This is a genomic window from Paenibacillus sp. BSR1-1, from assembly GCF_030403775.1.
GTDB lineage: Bacteria > Bacillota > Bacilli > Bacillales > Cytobacillaceae > Neobacillus.
The window spans coordinates 452,354-470,073 of record NZ_JAQMWQ010000002.1 but is presented as its reverse complement, the minus strand read 5'-3'; the positions used below and the strand labels follow the sequence as shown (position 1 = coordinate 470,073).

The window sequence follows — 17,720 nt, the reverse complement described above, 5'->3', positions numbered from 1 at the left end:
TAAACTAATCTGCCCCGTTAGAATTCCTGTAGATCACTAATTTTCAACTTTGAAAAAAACAGGGCCCCTCAGTAAGATATGAGTAGAGACACCACTCTAACTCAAAATCCTAAGGAGGAAGCCCTTTTGTCTAACACTCAATCCGTCTGTTTTAAAAACATTTAAACAGTTCTATTCAGCCGCCAAGTGCACTCGGTCAATTGCTTTTGGAGGCTGCTCCATCCAGCCATGTTTGATTAAAATTTGGGCACCATCTTCGACAAATGCAAAAACATTAACGATATTTCTGCCATACATTAACGCAATATCTCTTCTTCCATTGACGGCAATGGAGTTTGCAAATGCTCTAATCTTCATCGAAAACATATCCACCTTGTGAAATAACATTATTTTGTCTGAAAAAGGTGAAATTAGCGAATCTGTAACCAAATGATCTAAGCGTGTTGGGGCTGGGAGATTATCAACGGTAAGTTTCTCACTGAATTGCTTAAGGGATTTTTCAGTAATGTCCAAGCCTTTTTTAAATAATTGCTTTACCTTATTATTTCTTACGACTTGATGAAATCCCAATAACAACGCTTTGCTTGTACTATTATTCTCAATGTTGTCATAAAGATGGGTGACTTCCAATGCATGTAGTGGACGGATATCCCCCATAAAACCTTTTAAATAGTTTTGTTTTTCTATAAAATCCACTTTTTCAGGTACGGGCAAGACGGGAGGTTTTAAAATAAAACCTTTGCTGATTAAAGTTATATTGAGCTGCTCTAAAAACTTAGAGGTAGCTAAGGTACACTCATAAAAAAATTCCCTGGTATCTTTTCGCATAACCAATGGAACAGCAACTGCATAGAGGCTTAGTCCCGCTTTGGCGGCATATTTCAAGTAATGGACATAAAATTCATCTTGATATAACCGGGGTGATTCCAGATTCACGTCTTTTTCTGTAAATCCGACAGGAATAGGGAAATTCTCCGAATTGAAAATCCGTTCCGCCTCTTTCATAAACTCGCTCGCTAATTTCAATCCATTTTCAAGCAACGTTTTAATATCCTGATCCTCAACATGTTTCAGATAATAAGTCAAAATCCGTTTGGACATGCTGTTCCCCATATATGTAGCCCAAAGTTTCGCCATTTCTACAGATGTTAATGGCGCTCCGGAATTAAGTTTGTCTGAACTTAAATTGATTGGTTTAAGCGTCGTATCCATGACTAAATCTCCTTCATCCAGGAATTTAAGTTAGCTTAGTATTTTTCCTTTTTTTAATTTATATTCGATTACAGTAATTCACGTTAAGTGCCCAGTGAGAAATTCATTCGTAATTTAAAGGCAATAAAATTTGTGCTTAATCTAATAATCTGCTCGTTAAGCTTTTATCCTATTATTTTTTACACAATCAAACTGATGTATTTACCCTTTTTAATATAAGGGCAATCCAAAGCTTCAAAATTTGTTCATCAGTCAAACACTTCATTTATTTTCTCTCCCAAATGTTTCATTTAATCCTTTTTAGGTATTCTCTCGGAGGAATCTTTCGTCTAGAGATTTCTTTATACACAAATCCGGTAAAGTCCATTCCTAGCTGCTGATCAATTGCTTTTCGATAAATTTTCAATAACAATTCATCCTCAACATAAAACCATGCATAATCCATTACACTTCATTACTTTCTATAAAAATGTTCATTCTTCTTAAAGCCTTCTTTCTCAGAGACATTGTTGCATATAATATCATTTTCTAATTCAAAGGGGCAAATTCTAAAAGAATCAGGAGGGGGTGGGTGCCGTATAGGAGAAATTGTTACCTTAGAGAAGAATAGAATTAATTGGTATACCGTTCCGCTATAGTGAAAGGAAAGGGATAAGGAGAGGGAAGTGTATTTAAAAATCCGCTGCGAAATTTGGCTTAAATAATACCTTGATTAACGCCAGGATGGCGATTCAGCCATTTTTGTTCTAGAACGGTATCCTCATCGAATGAGCATTGCCCAGATGAGATATGTCATCAAACGAATTTCGAATCGGGCACGGTTCAATAAATCGATTCATCCGCACCAACTGAGGCACAGTTATGCCACTCATATGCTGAATAATGGCACCTCTAGAAGTTATCAGAGCTTAGCTTACTAGGTCATGAGAAAAGTGAGACTACAAGGATATATGCACAGTTAAGTGGGAGTTTAAGGCGAGAGCTTTATTGCAAGTATTTTTAAATTGAACTCATAAAGCAATGCATTAAAAAGCATTGCCTTCTTTAATTCTCGTACCCGATAGTTAAATTTGTTAAATTCTAGTGACCTGCTGACCTTGAGGTTGACAATAAAATAATGAGAGGTCATTACAAAAATTAATTTCAGTAAAAAGCAATATTTTCCTTAAGCACCCGTTAGCTTAAGTACATTTTTTTACATACTTTATAAAAATTAATAACTGAAAAATCAGCTATTGTCCAATTAAGTTATAACGCCAATTATTGCAACGCATAAAGCTTCCTGGAGGATATTCAAATTCGCATTCAGAGATAAACTGAAAGTCAAGCTTCCGACAAATTGCATTAGAAGCAGGGTTATCAATCGATGGGAATGCGTGGATGTATTTATATTTGTTCTCACTAGATGCTTCTTCAATTGCTAACTTTACCGCTTTTGTAGCTATTCCTTTTCCTTGATAAGAGGCTAGAACGCTCCATCCAGTTTCATATACACTTTCATTATTCCAAGTAGTTTGCCAATAACCCACAGAACCTACTGGTTCTAATTCTGGTAACAATTTAATGCTGAACATACGTCCTCTATTACCCAGTTCAAGATATCGTTTATGTCGGTGCAAAATCTGCTCTTTACTCTCTGGACCTCCAAGATGCTGCATCATTTCTGGAGTGTTAATAAAAAAAAGTAAATCAAGGTCATTATCCTCCCAAGGCTTTATCTGAATGATATGGTTACTTGCTTCCAAATTTACTTCATCCTCTCACCATTTATTATTATTTACTCTTTCTTTACGAAAGCTAACAATCCTCTTTTTGCTGATATTGTTGTTTAACTAAACTGCTTACTGTAGCTGAATAAGAAAAAAGATCGCCGCAGCCATCCCAATCTTTAACTCTTGCACCAGTTTGTTTAAGTATAATCCTTCACAATCTTTTTCATTACAACGGTGTAGGAGTATAAATTTGTTCGTCAAAATTTAATTCTAGAAGTTGACCAGCTTGAACCAAACCAGCTCCAAAACCGTACATGAGAACTCTGTCTCCATTTTTAACTTTTCCCTCACGGATTCCCAGGTCAAGAGCTAAAGGAATAGTTGCAGCAGAAGTATTTCCAAAGTTGACTAGGCTATAAAGAGTTTTTTCCATTGGGAATTCTAATTTTTCACAGATTGGCTCTATAATCCGTAAATTGGCACTATGAGGTACAAACCAATCAACCTTGTCTAAACTCAATTGTGTTTTATTCAAAATTTGTCTAACACTAGTAGGAACACTCCTTACAGCCCACCGAAAAACTTCCCTGCCATTTTGTACAAGGCATTTCGTATCGATTAACTCAATCTCATTAACCTTGTTTGAAAGTCCAGTTTGATATACATTCTGTGCTCCACTTCCATCACTTCCCAAATGGAATCCAATGAAACCTTTTGATTGTTCATCCCTTTCAACCATAACAGCCCCAGCTCCATCACCAAATAAAACACATGTGCTTCGATCGGTATAATCCGTTATCTTTGAGATCGTATCGGCACCGATTACCAGAATCTTCTTGTGAAGTCCAGAGGCAATATAAGTGTTTGCTGTATGCAGAGCATATACAAATCCTGCACACGCCGCACTTAAATCAATGGCGCCTGTTTGTTTGATATTTAATCGTTCTTGTATGATGCTTGCGACAGATGGAAACGGAAAATCTGGAGTGCTTGTTGCCACGATGATCATATCTACGTCTTCGACTTTTTTATTATATCTGTGCATTAAATCCTTTACTGCAGCTACACATAAATCACTGGTAAATTCATCAGGGCGACTAATTCTGCGTTCACGAATTCCTGTTCTTTGAATAATCCAATCATTAGTTGTTTCAACCATTTGTTCAAGATCGAAATTTGTTAGCTTTTTTTCGGGCACATATGTACCAATAGCAGTTATTCTCGAACCTATCATAGAATCCACCCCATATTTTTATTATAAGTTGGTATTAGTACCTGGTTATAATTATAGCGATTTATATTATTAAAAATCAACTTTTTACATAACAAAAAGGTTACTCCTTTTTGAAGTAACCTGCATCGATAGTTCAATAAGAAAAGCCACCAAAAGGCAGCTCGCTCTTAACTCTTACACCCGTAAGGGGAATATATTAGTTTAACGAAGAAAATTATTAGTCCCATATATAGAAATGCACATAAAACAAAGATCCAAAAACAAATCCCTTAATTCCTTTAAAATAGCTCCTTATTAACCACTCTAAAGATGCCCCAAAAATAGAAACAATTGGTCTTCTTAACCTATCTATAGTTTTTGCACCGACAAAACCAATCAAAAAGTTGGATAAAAAGCTGCATGTAAAACCGTTACTAATTTTGATTATTCATTAGTTTCATAACTTCTTCCATGTACGGCATACTTAATATTGCACCTTTCCTTGTTGTGACAATTGCTCCAACTGCATTTCCGAAAATAGTAATTTCTTTCATATCATCGATATTTAAATCAGCAATAGGTTTATTTTTTTCTAAATATTTATATAAAACGCCACTAAAGAAGCCATCTCCTGCACCTGTTGTATCAACTGGATTCACTTTGAAGGATTTAAATTTCCCTATGTTCTCCCCTTTTCGATAAAAACAGCCTTCAGCTCCTAAAGTGACAAATATAAGTTCTGTGTTATACTGTTCAACCAATTGTCTTGTTCCTTTTTCTAAATCTGCCTTTCCAGTAATGAATTCCAACTCTTCCTCCGAAAGCTTTACAATGTTAGCATATTTCAATCCCTCTTTAATCATTTTCTTTGCATGTTCTAGATTCTTCCAAAGCAAAGCCCTTAAATTAGGATCATAGGAAACAATTTTCCCTTGTTCTTTTGCTACTTGGACAGTCTTTAGAGTGGTCGTGGCAGCTGGTTCATTAGTGAGGGAAAGAGATCCAAAATGAAAAATTTTGGTTTGAGCTACGATATTTTCATTAATGTCATCCTCTGTTAACATGGTATCCGCACCGGGATTTCGATAAAAGCTGAATGAGCGGTCACCATTTTCATCTAAATGAACAAATGCAAGCGTAGTATTTGCTTTTTGGGTAAAGGATAATCCTTCGCAGCATATGTTTGTATCTAATAAAACTTGCTTTAAATAATGTCCAAATTGATCATCTCCTACCTTACCAATGAAACAAGTCTTCTTGCCTAATTTGGTTAAGCCCGCTAATACATTGGCCGGGGCACCACCAGGATTTCTTTCAAAGACAACTTTGCCAGGCTGAGAAGAGTTATAAGGAGTTAAATCAATTAATAACTCTCCAAGAGCTGTTACATCATACATTTGAACCTCTCCTAAATTCTAGAATTTATTAAGCCAGAAGACTACTCTTCTGGCTTTTTATTTGAAAAAAACTTATTTAAGTTCTGCTTCGTAATCTATCAAGAAGCACGGCAATAACAATAACTATCCCTTTTACAACTTGTTGCCAGTAATAATCCACGTTAAGCAAAGTCATTCCATTCGTTAACACAGCCACAATCAAAACCCCAATGATTGTTGCTTGTATACGGCCACGTCCTCCTACAAAACTAGTACCACCTAGCACGACAGCTGCTATCGCATCTAGCTCAAATCCTATTCCTACCATGGGCTGCCCTGAAAACAAACGTCCTGCCATCACAACGCCGCTAACACCGGCCAATAAGCCACTGATAGAATATACATGAATCAGGGTGCGATTAACTTTAATCCCTGTAAGATGTGCAGCTTCTTCATTACCGCCAATAGCATAAACATGCCGCCCGAACATCGTATACTTTAAAACGATTAACATAATGATATAAACAATTGCCATCACATAAATAGGAGTAGGAATCCCCAGAATTTCACCTGCTCCAATGAACTTGAACTGCTTTGATGCCAATACGACAGGATATCCACCGGTTATAACATAAGCCAACCCCCTCAGGTAGGTCATACTTCCAAGCGTCACAATAAAGGAAGGCAACTTAGGTACAGCTGTTAAAAATCCGTTAATTGCCCCAGCAACATATCCTACAGCAGCTCCTGCTAACATAGCGATAACTGAAGGAGTTCCGGCATTTGATAGTAATACAGATATAACACTGCTCAATGCAAGGGTTGAGCCTACCGATAAATCAATTCCTCCTGTTAAAATAACTACAGTCATCCCAGCTGCCAGAATGGCAGTGATTGAACTCTGCTTTAGTACGTTTAAGATATTACTTGAATCCGTGAAATTCGGTGCAACAATAATCATAACTACGATTAATATGGCAAGAATTATTACCATGCCCAGCTGATTAAAAATCTGTTTAGATCGTTCCTTGAATGAAACTACGGATGGACTTGACATTTGTAAGTTTGTATTCATTGTTTAACCTCTCCTGTAGCATAGTACATAATTTTTTCTTGTGTTGCTTCATCACGAGATAGTTCAGCTCTGAGTTTACCCTCATGAATCACTAAAATCCGATCACTAACTCCTAATATTTCTGGTAATTCAGAAGAAATCATTAATACAGCAAGCCCTTGTTCTGCTAATTTACTTATGATTTTATGAATCTCAGTCTTTGCACCTATGTCTACACCTCGGGTCGGTTCGTCAAGCAGCAGTATTTTAGGACCAATAGATAACCATTTAGCAATAACAACCTTTTGTTGATTGCCTCCGCTAAGGCCCATAACATTTTGTTCCTTCGATGCCGTTCTTACTCCAAGTTCTTTAATGTATCGATCCGCATCACGATTCATTTGCTTATACTGCAATAGTTTAAATTTTCGATAGGTTGGCAATTGTGCCATCAGTAAATTTTCTTTTACAGATAAATTTGGTAATAACCCCTGTTCCTTCCTGCTTTCAGGAACATGAGCAATGCCAAGCTTTATTGCATCAATAGGACTTTTTATATGAACGGGCTTGCCATCCAAAATTATTTGACCCTCTGACAGTTCGGATAGTCCAAAGATTGTTCTTACCAGCTCAGTCCGTCCTGCACCGACAAGGCCTGCTAATCCCACTATTTCTCCAGGGTAGATTTTCAGCGATATCCCCTTTACATACTTCTTGTCAGAGACATTTTTTAACTCAAGGACTGGTTTTTGTTCAGACCTAACAATACTTTCGATTCTTTCTCTTACAAAAAGCTCATTTAACTCTCTTCCTACCATAAGTTTTACTAGATTCTCGGGATTTGTATCCGAAATTGGTCCACTTGTAACCCAATGACCGTCTCTAAGAACTGTAAAGCGATTTGAAATTTTAAAAATCTCATCCATTCGATGAGAGATATAAACAATAGCTACGCCTTTTCTTCTTAATTCTTCAATGATGCCAAAAAGCTTTTCTATTTCTTTATCTGTCAGAGATGCCGTCGGTTCATCCATAATTAAAATCTCAGAATTAAGTGATAAAGCTCGAGCAATTTCTACCATTTGTTGTTGGGCCACACTTAAGGTGGAAACATCCGCTCGAGGATCCAAGGAAGATCCTATGGATTTTAAAACTTGGGCAGCATTTTCATAAATATCATTCCAATTTATTAGGCCCAGCCTATTTTTCTTAAATGTTGTCCCCATCATAATATTCTCACCAATGGACAAATTAGGTGAAAGGCTTATTTCTTGGTGAATAACACTGATCCCTTTATTTCTTGCCTCCATTGGATTATTCCAATGTACTTCTTGACTTTTATATTCAATCGTTCCTCCATCAGGCTGATACACTCCAGCCATGATCTTCATTAAAGTAGATTTTCCTGCACCATTCTCCCCCATCAAGGCATGAACTTCCCCTTTATAGAGTTCGATATTAACGTTTTGCAACACCTTGACACCGGAAAACTTCTTCGTAACCGCCTTCATCCTAAGGATGGGTAACTGACTCTCTGGTAGACGGCAATTTATTTGTTCTTGAACCTGAAATACTGCCATTAGTGCCACTCCCTTAGTCTTTTTAAGTTATTTTACTAGGATATAAATATAGTGCTCTTGATAGAGCACCATATTTTACCTTCACTAGAGGGATAATTAATTACCAGCCACTATAGGAATCAACATTATCTTTAGTGATAAATTTAGTTGGAATAAGGACCTTTGAGTCAACTTTCTTTCCATCAATGATTTTTAATGCTAAGGCAACACCATCAATAACCATTTGATTCGGGAATTGTGCTGAAGTACCAGCAAAGCTTCCGCCTTTTTTCAGCGCATCAACTGCAGAAGGCGCTCCGTCGACACTTACGACAAAGAATTCATTTTGTCTACTAGCTTGTTCTTGAGCAATTTGTACTCCAACAGCCTCTTCATCATTTATTGTAAATACTGCATCGATTTTTTTGTTTGCTGTTAGTGTACCTTCCATTACGGTAAGAGCCTTTTCACGATTACCCTCACCATTTTGTTTAGCAACGACCTTGATATCTGGATATTTATTAATTACTTCGTTAAAACCTTTAATTCGGTCTGTCACTGCTGAAACAGGAGGTCCATCAATAATAACAATATTACCTTTTCCATTAAGTTGTTTTACAAGGTATTCCGCAGCTAATTTTCCTGCTTGTACATTATCAGACATAACCACTGTGTCAATGCCGCCTTCTGCAAATCCATCAAGAGCAACAACCGGAATACCTGCTGCTTTTGCTTCACTAACTGCACCGGCAATACCAGCAGAATCAAATGGGCTTAATAATATTAAATCAACTTTTTTTGTGATAAAGTCTTCAATTTGTGCAGTTTGTTTAGCAAGATCTTGATCTGCACTTACAGTCGTTACTTCAGCATTATACTTAGAAGCTACTTCTTTAGCACCTTTAGACATCGCTACAAAGAATGGATTACTTAAATTTGGAACTGTTAAACCAATCTTTAGCTTTTTTTCAGTTTTAGACTTGTCATTTGTTTTACTGGTTTTAGAAGCGCTTTCATTATTGCTGCATGCACCTAAAAAGCATAAAGTTAAAATTAATAATACTATGTTAAAAATTTTAAAGTTTTTCATGATTTGTAATTCCTCCTAAATAGAGTTTTGTAAAGTAATAGATACTTCTAGCAAAACACAATCCTTGTAAAAAAATCTGTAATATCGTACTATAAAAATGAGTGCTAAAATTAATACTAATTTTAGGTATACTCAGGCAGGGTTATGATTTTGGGCGTTTTTCCATTTGGTCGTGGTTGCCCTGAATCGTAACCTTTTTTGTAATTCTTTCATTTTTCTCCCTCAAAGAAGAGGTTAATTAAAATGATTAAAATCTTCTTCTATTATTTTCACACCTCTATAAGCATCACCTCCTAAAAATGATGTAGATATTTTTTTAAACGCTTTCATTTAAATGCCTTCATTTTTCGCTTTTATCTGATATTAGATCCTTACCTATGGGAGAAAAGTCAGACTACGCGAACAGAAATCCCTGATTCCTCAATGCGGTTAAGTACTGTCTTTTGTGCAGCACTATCGGTTATTAAATAATTTATCTCATGAATATCCGCAAACTTCGCAAAACTTACTTGACCTATTTTTGTATGATCAGTAATGAGAATAACCTTTTCCGCACAATCAATCATTTTCTTTTTCGTTGATGCCTCAATTAAATTTGGAGTTGTTAAGCCATTTTCTACATCAACGCCATTAGTAGCAATAAACGATTTGTCTACACAAATTTGATTAAAGCTGTTTTCAGCCAATGGACCTACCAACGCTAGTGTTTCTGAACGCAGAGAACCACCACATAATAAGACTTCAATTCCAGATACATCCTTTAATTCATTAGCACATAAAATTGAATTGGTAACCACCTGTAAGCTAGAAAAGTTTCTTAGCTCTTGGGCAAGATAATAAGTTGTCGTACCCGAATCGAGCAAGATACTTTCACCGTTCTCAATGAGTTTAGCCGCTTCCTTTGCAATAGCCCTTTTCTCTTTTTGAAACTGCACTTCTTTCTCAATGTAAGTCGGTTCGAAGGTTACACTTTTGAACAAGACAGCCCCACCATGCGTTCTTTTTAACAATTGTGCTTCCTCAAGTTCCTTTAAGTCCCTACGAATTGTTGATTCAGACAAGTCAAAGTGTTGACTTAATTCTTGTACATCTACTCTAGCATTCTTGTTTAGTAACTCTAGTATGGCCGACTTTCTTTCTATACCGTACATAGAATCGTTTCCCTCCAATTCATTTGTAATGCGGCATTTGACTGTTTTAGCTCATTTTTGAATGAATTTGATGTTTTGTGCTCATTTTTGATTATATGTGTTATATTACCAATTTACAATATCAATTTTAGAATAATTATGAAAATTTTAAAATTAGGGGGGAACACTCTGAGTAAGTAAAACTTAGAAGTAAACACAAGTTCGGGCTTCGAATGTTATTAATTTGAGAGAAATGAAAATTCCGTTAAGTTACATAATGCGCAAGTCAAACTCCTCCGCCTCATGCTCGTCGATTATAGGCCGCTGTATGCAGTCAGTATCGTGCCACATATCACGCTGCGCCTTAATTAGCTCCGGCATTCCATACGCAAACTGCCACTTCTTAACACCGCGATCTCTTATCGCCATAATATCACCTCGATAACATCATACACAAACAGGTGTTCTATATGTAAATGAAAACTTTCTAAAAAAGAGGGAATACTATTCTTCATCACTTTGTTTAAGGAGAAAGTAAATGCTCGATTGGATATATTACAATATAATAAATACCATTTATACAATCTTCTTCGTCCTTGGATTACTGTTTCTAAGCCTGATTTTTTTTGCATACCGTGCTTTCAAGGAAGATAATATGGCTAGCAAATGAAAAACGCCACCTGTTAAGGTGACGCATTCCGAGGGACTGGGAAGTTATATAAATCTTCTGCTGTTACATATAGCGATAGCAAAATAATAAATAACTACTGCCAACAAGGCTGTAGCTAAGATGATGAAAGTGATCTTTCAGATCTCTATCTACAATGGAAAAGTTTTTACGAAATTATTCAAAAATCAACCAAAATTAAGCTTTATTAAGATCCTCATGTTCCGGGATTCACTGTGGAGTTGAAAGATGGGACACTGTCAGGAAAAGCGCCTGCCAGAGCCCCATCTTTCATTTTTTCAATATTAATATCCTAAGTTTTATTTTTGGTGGTAATCTCTACTTTCATAGCTACTCTTTTTTCAACTAACCTGCATCCGTTAGTGCAACAAGCAAAAAATAGATCGCCTTAGCAAACTTCATCTTCAACTCTTGCACTCGTTAGTTGAACAAGCACTTTTTTTTGCAATAATGATTATATTCATTCTTCACATGTGAGATAGTTTGAAAATGACCATTATATTTTTCTGTTTTTATGGGAAAAATCCCCTTATATTATACTAAGGGGTTTTTTTTATATGCATTTCCTTTTAAATTTAATGTTCTTGGTAACTGCTATTAAATGGGGCGACTGGAAGAATTGGCGAACTTATTATCCAACCTGGCTTTTCTTTATTGGTGGTGATCTATTTAAAAATGCGTTATTGCATGATCACCCATTTTGGACTTATAAAGAAACCATATTGGGAAGCAGGATTCTGTTCGGACATCTAATCATCGACATTCTAATTATAACAGTGGCATATTCATCAACCCTACTTATTTATTTGGGGAAATTCCCTACTCAACGATTAAAACAAATAGGTTGGGTGTTATTCTGGGTTGCAATTTATAGCCTTATTGAATTTATCAACTTGAACTATTTAAATTTAATTGAACACCATAACGGATGGAATATGTTTTGGTCTATTCTTTTTAATTTAGTAATGTTTACAGTTTTAAAAATTCATCTAGAAAAACCCCTGATAGCTTGGTTAATATCCTTAATATTCCTGTCCATTTTATTATACATATTTCATGTACCATCATGGGTATTTAAATAGTAGTTCAAAAAGGCGATTCAAATAAGGTGTTCCAATTAAAGGTAACACCTTTTCCCGTTACTTATGTTGGTAATCTACTACGTTAACCTTTAAGTCGTGACTACATCCAATTTTAGGAAGAAAAACTTGATAACTTAGTCAGCATAAAACTTTACTTCTGCCACATCAAAATTTAGAAGTTTCTCTATTAGTTTATCAACATTCTTGTGCTTGTCTTTTCTAATATGTTCTTTATAGTGTTTAAGTTCCTCTGCTAATATAGACTTCATCTCCCTTAAATACTGTATCGGCATAATAATCCCTGAGTCTTCGCAAATTAGGGTAATTAAAAAACGTCTTACTTCCAGTTTGAAAAATAGCATTATGCAAAGAATCATCAATCGGAAAATAATCTATTTTATTGTTTTTATCGTCATACAAAATTGTTTTTCTTTTGTGAAAAACAAAGCCGCCTTAAACTCTTGCACCCGTAAGATGAACAACTCCATGTTTTATTTAAAACTGTTAATAATTTACTTGTGATTAGAGATACCTTTCTTAATAAAAATAGTTGCCCAATCCTAAAAAATTTCATATAAAGTTCTTCATTCATATTTGATGTAGGTGGGCTACTAGGCATACATCCAATCCAAGCTTTGACCCTGAGCATAAACTGGTTATATGTCTAATTTCAATAGGAGTGAACCTCGAATTATGGTATATATACGACAAAATCCAACCTATGCCCAGAGTCCCTGGGGGCTTGAAAATTGTATCTTTCGTTTCACGTATTTGTAGCTTAGAAACGGAGACAATTTCTGGTTCTTTTTGACGACTATCGGGCATCAAAGAGTTTATGGCTATAGGTTTTTCGGCGGAAGATGGAATCAATATTCGGTTGCTTTAAGAGATATTGTTAACTTCCATTGTTCTCCTCCAACACCAACTCTATATTAAAACACTGCTCATCACTTTCGTAATCGTATCGTTCAGTCTTTCTTTAGATGCGTCTGGGTTTTCGCATATACAGTAATCAATCCACCACCTGCGTGTTCCCTTCCATTATGTATAGAACGTTAATCAATTTGGTTAGCGTTCATTATACTGAAATTAGAATATATTCCAAAATAAAAAAATTCAATTTGTTATTATTAAAGTGGCGGTTAAACTGCTTCTTTAGTTGAATAAAAAAAAGACCGCCTCAGCGGACCTTCAACTTAAACTATGCTCTCCGTTTGTCAGAGGCGACCACTATTTCACGCCGTTGATCTTAATTTTATCCCAATATTTTTCTGCTTCAGGGATACAATCCAAGACCTCATTTGCTATAGCATCAAAAATACCTTCATCAGCATCAGGTGCATCATACCTAAACCATTCTCCGCCATTAAGTCTCGGTCTGTTGTTTATGTCGTGAGCAGTAACTTTATTCGGCGGAACTTTCTTACCCCAATGTGTGGTAACTCCATCTGGAGGACAAACCGCCACTTCGATAACGAATCCCCCGCCATATCTATCAAATTGAAATGTTACAAGGTCAATTTTATTTTCTTTGATACGACGGAAATGTGGAATTGAACCTTTAAATCCATTCTCTCTAAGAAAAGGTATTACTATTTTCTTTAAAGATGAAACCATACTATCTCTTTCAACTGCCATCTTTTAAACCTCACTACTTAAAATTAACTCTTTAGTAAATATTCTCTCTCGTATAAACATATTCCTTCTTCAACAATCCTGCCCCGTTCGTATTATAAGGTTAACCAGAATGCTAAATATTTCTGGTTGACCTTATTTATTTTGGTCTTATATCAGTAGCCAGGGTAGAACGTAACTGCCGCCCGTGGGGCTTTAACCCGTCAGCTAAACGGTTCGCCCCCTACTTGTAGAAACATGATTGAGGCTGGTTGGGACTTAGATCTCGTATAACAAGCGAAGGTGCTATTTATTGGAAGAAATTGATTATCTTAATAATTTTCGTCCTAAAAGATTCCCTATTAGAAATATTGGTACCATTAGAATGCTTAGAGGAATACTTTTGAATAGTAGATGACCGTCTATGAGTCCTAATTCAAACAAGCGGTAATAGGATAGAAAAGAATAGGGAATGACGATGAATAACGCCGTTATGACACCAGGTGTATAACTGCGAAAAATGATTGTTTGTCCAATATGCGAAAATGACTGAATAAAAAATACATTTAATGTTGCAGTAAATAGAAGAAAGTTTGCCCCATTTGGAAGTTGGCAAACGGTCATAAATGTGATTAATGATATAAAAAGTAAAATCCATGCCATACTAATAGAAAGTTGGAAGGATTTCGCACCCTTAATTTTTTTAATCGATATCGTAAATTTGGCAAGAAAAGTTTCCGGAACCTTATTTTTGTACTTTGTTATAAAACTCTCAACAGTAATAATCTCCTCTCAGCCATGAAACATAAAAGTGACAGGGAACAACCAAATAATTGTTGCAATATAATAAAGTTCATGAATTGTCTCTAGCATCTTTTGCCTCCTCAAAGGGATACCTGAGCACATCTAATTAATATATTGTATGCTATGGAACTGGTTTAAGAATTAGACCGTGACTATGTAGGTGATATTATGAAGATTTTCTTGGTTCTATCTAGTATTGTACTTCCTGTAATTATGTTCTTTCTTCAGAAATTCCGAATGATATTCCGTATTATTTTTAATCTAGTTGCCGTCGTATCAGCAATTATATTTGGAAATATTACTTCTGTTTCAATTTATGAAATCATTAAAGATCATACTGTATTTATGACAAATATCCATTCCATATTCCTAAATCCATTTTTCTTATCAACTGGAGGTTATTTAGGTACTTATCTTATTTATCGACTGATTTTCATAACCCTGGATGAAGGATAAATGTGCTTTGTAATCTTCTGTCTTTTAAAGTATCATTAATACTTGTAAAAAAGACCAAAATACGCAAGTAATGCAAAACTTGCATATTTTGGTCTTATCAATTTTGTTCTTTATTGTCGTAAAGCACCCGTTCGTATTATAAGTTCAGCCAGATATTTCTGGTTGAACTTTTTTTATATCGTTTTATGATATCGGTAGCCGGGGTATAACGTAAGCACCCGTGGGACTTGGATCCCGTCAGCTAAACGGTTCGCACCCTACTTGTAGAAACATGTTTGAGGCTGGTTTTAGTTTAAAAATCCAGAAAAAAAAGTAAAAGTAAACAACCATCCCCCCGATAAACTAAACCTTCAGCAGGAAAACCAAAGTAATAGGACCCAAAGTCATTATCAACTCGATAACCAATTGCTTGAATTAAAGCGAAAATAATTATTGTAAAAAGACTTAATATGGATAACCGTTTTTTAATTCCAATTGTCTTACCTTTGAGGCTTAATAATGCAAATATTATTAAGGCATTTGATCCAAGTCCCAGGATAAAAGCAATTACATTTAACATCTGTTCCATTAGAAAACTCCTCTGTTCAAATATGGCTATTTTCTCCATTTTACCCCGATACCAAATTAGTTGGAATATTACGTTAAATAATCTTAAGTAACTAACCTGTAATAGGTAATAGGAAAAAGGGATCGCCGCAGCCATCCCAATCTTTAACTCTTGCACACGTTACTTTAATAAGAAATATTACACAATAGACCCACCTAGGGAAGCAAAAACGACTTTAATAAAAATGCCCCAGCCTAAATGGCTGGGGTAAACGAAGCTAAAATCCAAATGGTCTAGGCGGCCAACAAGGGCTGAATGGGAATCCGCACATCGTATGTGTTTCACAGCATTTATTTACATATGATTCTATGTGAGGGAAATAGCATGGATGATGAATCAAATGCTTGTTAAAAGTAGTTGTATGCGAAGGGTGTACATGTGTTATCACATTATTATACAAATTTGTATTTACATATTGTTGGCAAGGTGAAACTAGTGGTGGATAATATTGGACAGGGAACGCTTGAGGCGGGCAGTAAATTGGCTGACATGCTTGAAATGGAAAGTATTGGACTGGCATCTGTTTCATGTGTGGTACTACATTGGGAGTTTCTTTCATTGGATGTACTATATTTGGAACTTCTTTCATTTTCGGTACTACATTTGGAGTTTCTTTAATTTTTGGTACTTCTTTTGGAGTTTCTTTCATTTTTGGTACTGCTTTTGGAGTTTCTTTCATTTTTGGTACTTCTTTTGGAGTTTCTTTCATTTTTGGTACTGCTTTTGGAGTATCTTTCATTTTTGGTACTGCTTTTGGAGTTTCTTTTATTTTTGGTACTGCTTTTGGAGTTTCTTTCACTTTTGGTACTGCTTTTGGAGTTTCTTTTATTTTTGGTACTTCCTTTGGAGTTTCTTCCATTTTAGGTACTGCTTTTGGAGTTTCTTTTATTTTTAGTACTACCTTTGGACTTTTTTTCCAAAACATCGTTAAATGACCTCCATGTGAAAATATCTTGTTATTACATTAGTCTATGTGAACTTAGATTTGTGCGGACTAGTTTATTACCTATTTTGTATGAAATGATACACACTACGATCTTATACTTCTTAATCATGTAATTTGTATCTGTTAACACATAAGAAAACGGGATAGACCCCGCCATCCCGGCCTTTAACTCTTGCCCCCGTTAGTTTAAGTGAAGGATTTCACAATAAAAACCCATTGAGTAATGAAGAATAAATATAAATTACAAACATTACCATTATTGTTTTACAGAGGCTTTATAGCACTGTATAGTAATTATTAGAAGACATAAAGGAGAAATGAATATGATTGAATCGAACGTCGTTTTTTACAGAAGTGATATAAATTAAGTAAACAAGGAGAAAAAATGGAACTTCAAACTCAAAGACTAATAATTATCCCTTGCACGAATGAATCATTATCAACATTTGCAACAGAGGAATATAAAATTGGTAGCCATATCAATAATTATTTGGAGAAACTAAAAGAGGATTCTTCCCTTCTAGGCTGGGGGGTATGGCTAGTTATAAATAAAGAAAATAACGCCATCATTGGTGATATTGGGTTTAAAGGCAAACCTGACTCAGAAAATATCGTTGAAGTAGGATATGGAATTGTACCTGCAGCACAAAACAAGGGATATGCAACCGAAGCAGTAAATGAAATTTTAAAGTGGGCATTTTCATCAGGTAATGTAAAAACAATAGTTGCTGAATGTTTAATTGATAACATTACATCCATTAAAGTCTTAGAAAAATTAAATATGAAAAGAATCGGAATCAAGAATAATATGTACTTATGGCAATTAAGTAAGTAATTTTATTTTTGTAATAAGGACGTGCAATTAATGGCACGTCCTTTTAATATACACCCGTTGTTTAGTTTTTTGAGGACAGAAATTATTTAATAATCATTGTTAACCCATTAATCTCTTATCGGGCGAAGAGTTCAAGTTTACGCAAAGTAAAACAGACATAATCGAGCTAATCATCTGTGCGTACTGTACTATAAGGAAGACTTAGAACCTTATAAAAAACGGTAACCGTGGAAATGTACATTAAAATACTTTTAGAATACCAAACCACTTGAAGCAATCCATTTTGCCCAATTAAAAACAAGGCTTTTCCAATAAGAACAAGCATTTAAGTAATCTAATAAA

Annotated in this window: 16 protein-coding genes and 2 pseudogenes; 5 read left to right on the top strand and 13 right to left on the bottom strand. The window is 35.3% G+C overall.

Features of this window, described 5'->3' with window-relative positions; translation table 11 throughout:
* Positions 1-171: 171 nt before the first annotated feature.
* Positions 172-1,212: a DUF3231 family protein gene (locus PH210_RS05620; RefSeq protein ID WP_289983712.1), complete on the bottom strand. Its 1,041-nt coding sequence runs from the start codon at positions 1,210-1,212 to the stop codon at positions 172-174.
* A 286-nt stretch (positions 1,213-1,498) separates the two neighbouring features.
* On the bottom strand, positions 1,499-1,657 hold the full coding sequence (gene sda, locus PH210_RS05615; protein ID WP_289983710.1) for a sporulation histidine kinase inhibitor Sda: 159 nt from the start codon (positions 1,655-1,657) through the stop codon (positions 1,499-1,501).
* Positions 1,658-1,781: 124 nt separating this feature from the next.
* Between sda and PH210_RS29905 the strand changes: the two are divergent.
* Positions 1,782-2,215: pseudogene (locus PH210_RS29905) on the top strand (tyrosine-type recombinase/integrase); the annotation flags it as partial.
* A 229-nt stretch (positions 2,216-2,444) separates the two neighbouring features.
* Here the strand turns inward: PH210_RS29905 and PH210_RS05605 are convergent.
* From PH210_RS05605 to PH210_RS05575, 7 genes are all read right to left on the bottom strand, one after another.
* Entirely contained in the window at positions 2,445-2,957 is a 513-nt protein-coding gene (locus PH210_RS05605; RefSeq protein ID WP_289983709.1) for a GNAT family N-acetyltransferase, read from the bottom strand.
* A gap of 193 nt (positions 2,958-3,150) precedes the next feature.
* Positions 3,151-4,158, bottom strand: coding sequence for a ketoacyl-ACP synthase III (locus PH210_RS05600; protein ID WP_289983708.1), 1,008 nt, complete (start codon positions 4,156-4,158; stop codon positions 3,151-3,153).
* Between the two features lie 413 nt (positions 4,159-4,571).
* Positions 4,572-5,534 (bottom strand): carbohydrate kinase family protein, encoded by a 963-nt coding sequence (locus PH210_RS05595; RefSeq protein WP_289983705.1) that lies wholly within the window; start codon positions 5,532-5,534, stop codon positions 4,572-4,574.
* A gap of 76 nt (positions 5,535-5,610) precedes the next feature.
* Complete coding sequence (locus PH210_RS05590) at positions 5,611-6,588, bottom strand: ABC transporter permease (protein ID WP_289983704.1); 978 nt, start codon at positions 6,586-6,588, stop codon at positions 5,611-5,613.
* Positions 6,585-8,147: a sugar ABC transporter ATP-binding protein gene (locus PH210_RS05585; RefSeq protein ID WP_289983701.1), complete on the bottom strand. Its 1,563-nt coding sequence runs from the start codon at positions 8,145-8,147 to the stop codon at positions 6,585-6,587. Before PH210_RS05585 ends, PH210_RS05590 begins: the two co-directional genes overlap by 4 nt.
* 100 nt (positions 8,148-8,247) lie before the next feature.
* Positions 8,248-9,216 (bottom strand): ABC transporter substrate-binding protein, encoded by a 969-nt coding sequence (locus PH210_RS05580; protein ID WP_289983699.1) that lies wholly within the window; start codon positions 9,214-9,216, stop codon positions 8,248-8,250.
* A gap of 389 nt (positions 9,217-9,605) precedes the next feature.
* Complete coding sequence (locus PH210_RS05575) at positions 9,606-10,367, bottom strand: DeoR/GlpR family DNA-binding transcription regulator (protein ID WP_289983698.1); 762 nt, start codon at positions 10,365-10,367, stop codon at positions 9,606-9,608.
* Positions 10,368-11,591: 1,224 nt separating this feature from the next.
* On the opposite strand from PH210_RS05575, the gene PH210_RS05570 reads away from it, so the two are divergent.
* On the top strand, positions 11,592-12,116 hold the full coding sequence (locus tag PH210_RS05570; RefSeq protein ID WP_354669956.1) for a CBO0543 family protein: 525 nt from the start codon (positions 11,592-11,594) through the stop codon (positions 12,114-12,116).
* 1,230 nt (positions 12,117-13,346) lie between these two features.
* On the opposite strand, the gene PH210_RS05565 is transcribed toward PH210_RS05570, so the two are convergent.
* Together PH210_RS05565 and PH210_RS29715 are read right to left on the bottom strand one after the other, a co-directional pair.
* The gene (locus PH210_RS05565) at positions 13,347-13,754 is read right to left on the bottom strand and encodes a DUF4304 domain-containing protein (protein ID WP_289983696.1); all 408 of its coding nucleotides are present in this window, start codon (positions 13,752-13,754) and stop codon (positions 13,347-13,349) included.
* Positions 13,755-14,057: 303 nt separating this feature from the next.
* Positions 14,058-14,513: an HXXEE domain-containing protein gene (locus PH210_RS29715; protein ID WP_354669964.1), complete on the bottom strand. Its 456-nt coding sequence runs from the start codon at positions 14,511-14,513 to the stop codon at positions 14,058-14,060.
* Between the two features lie 189 nt (positions 14,514-14,702).
* Between PH210_RS29715 and PH210_RS05560 the strand changes: the two genes are divergently transcribed.
* Complete coding sequence (locus PH210_RS05560; RefSeq protein WP_289983693.1) at positions 14,703-14,990, top strand: transposase; 288 nt, start codon at positions 14,703-14,705, stop codon at positions 14,988-14,990.
* A gap of 292 nt (positions 14,991-15,282) precedes the next feature.
* Here the strand turns inward: PH210_RS05560 and PH210_RS05555 are convergent, their stop codons facing one another.
* On the bottom strand, positions 15,283-15,558 hold the full coding sequence (locus PH210_RS05555) for a hypothetical protein (RefSeq protein WP_289983691.1): 276 nt from the start codon (positions 15,556-15,558) through the stop codon (positions 15,283-15,285).
* Between the two features lie 256 nt (positions 15,559-15,814).
* Positions 15,815-16,522, bottom strand: coding sequence for a CotD family spore coat protein (locus PH210_RS05550; protein WP_289983690.1), 708 nt, complete (start codon positions 16,520-16,522; stop codon positions 15,815-15,817).
* A gap of 406 nt (positions 16,523-16,928) precedes the next feature.
* Here PH210_RS05550 and PH210_RS05545 point away from each other — a divergent pair, with 406 nt between their 5' ends.
* Positions 16,929-17,378, top strand: coding sequence for a GNAT family N-acetyltransferase (locus PH210_RS05545; protein WP_289983689.1), 450 nt, complete (start codon positions 16,929-16,931; stop codon positions 17,376-17,378).
* Positions 17,379-17,443: 65 nt separating this feature from the next.
* Positions 17,444-17,600, top strand: a pseudogene (locus PH210_RS05540) (IS110 family transposase); the annotation flags it as partial.
* Positions 17,601-17,720: the final 120 nt, after the last annotated feature.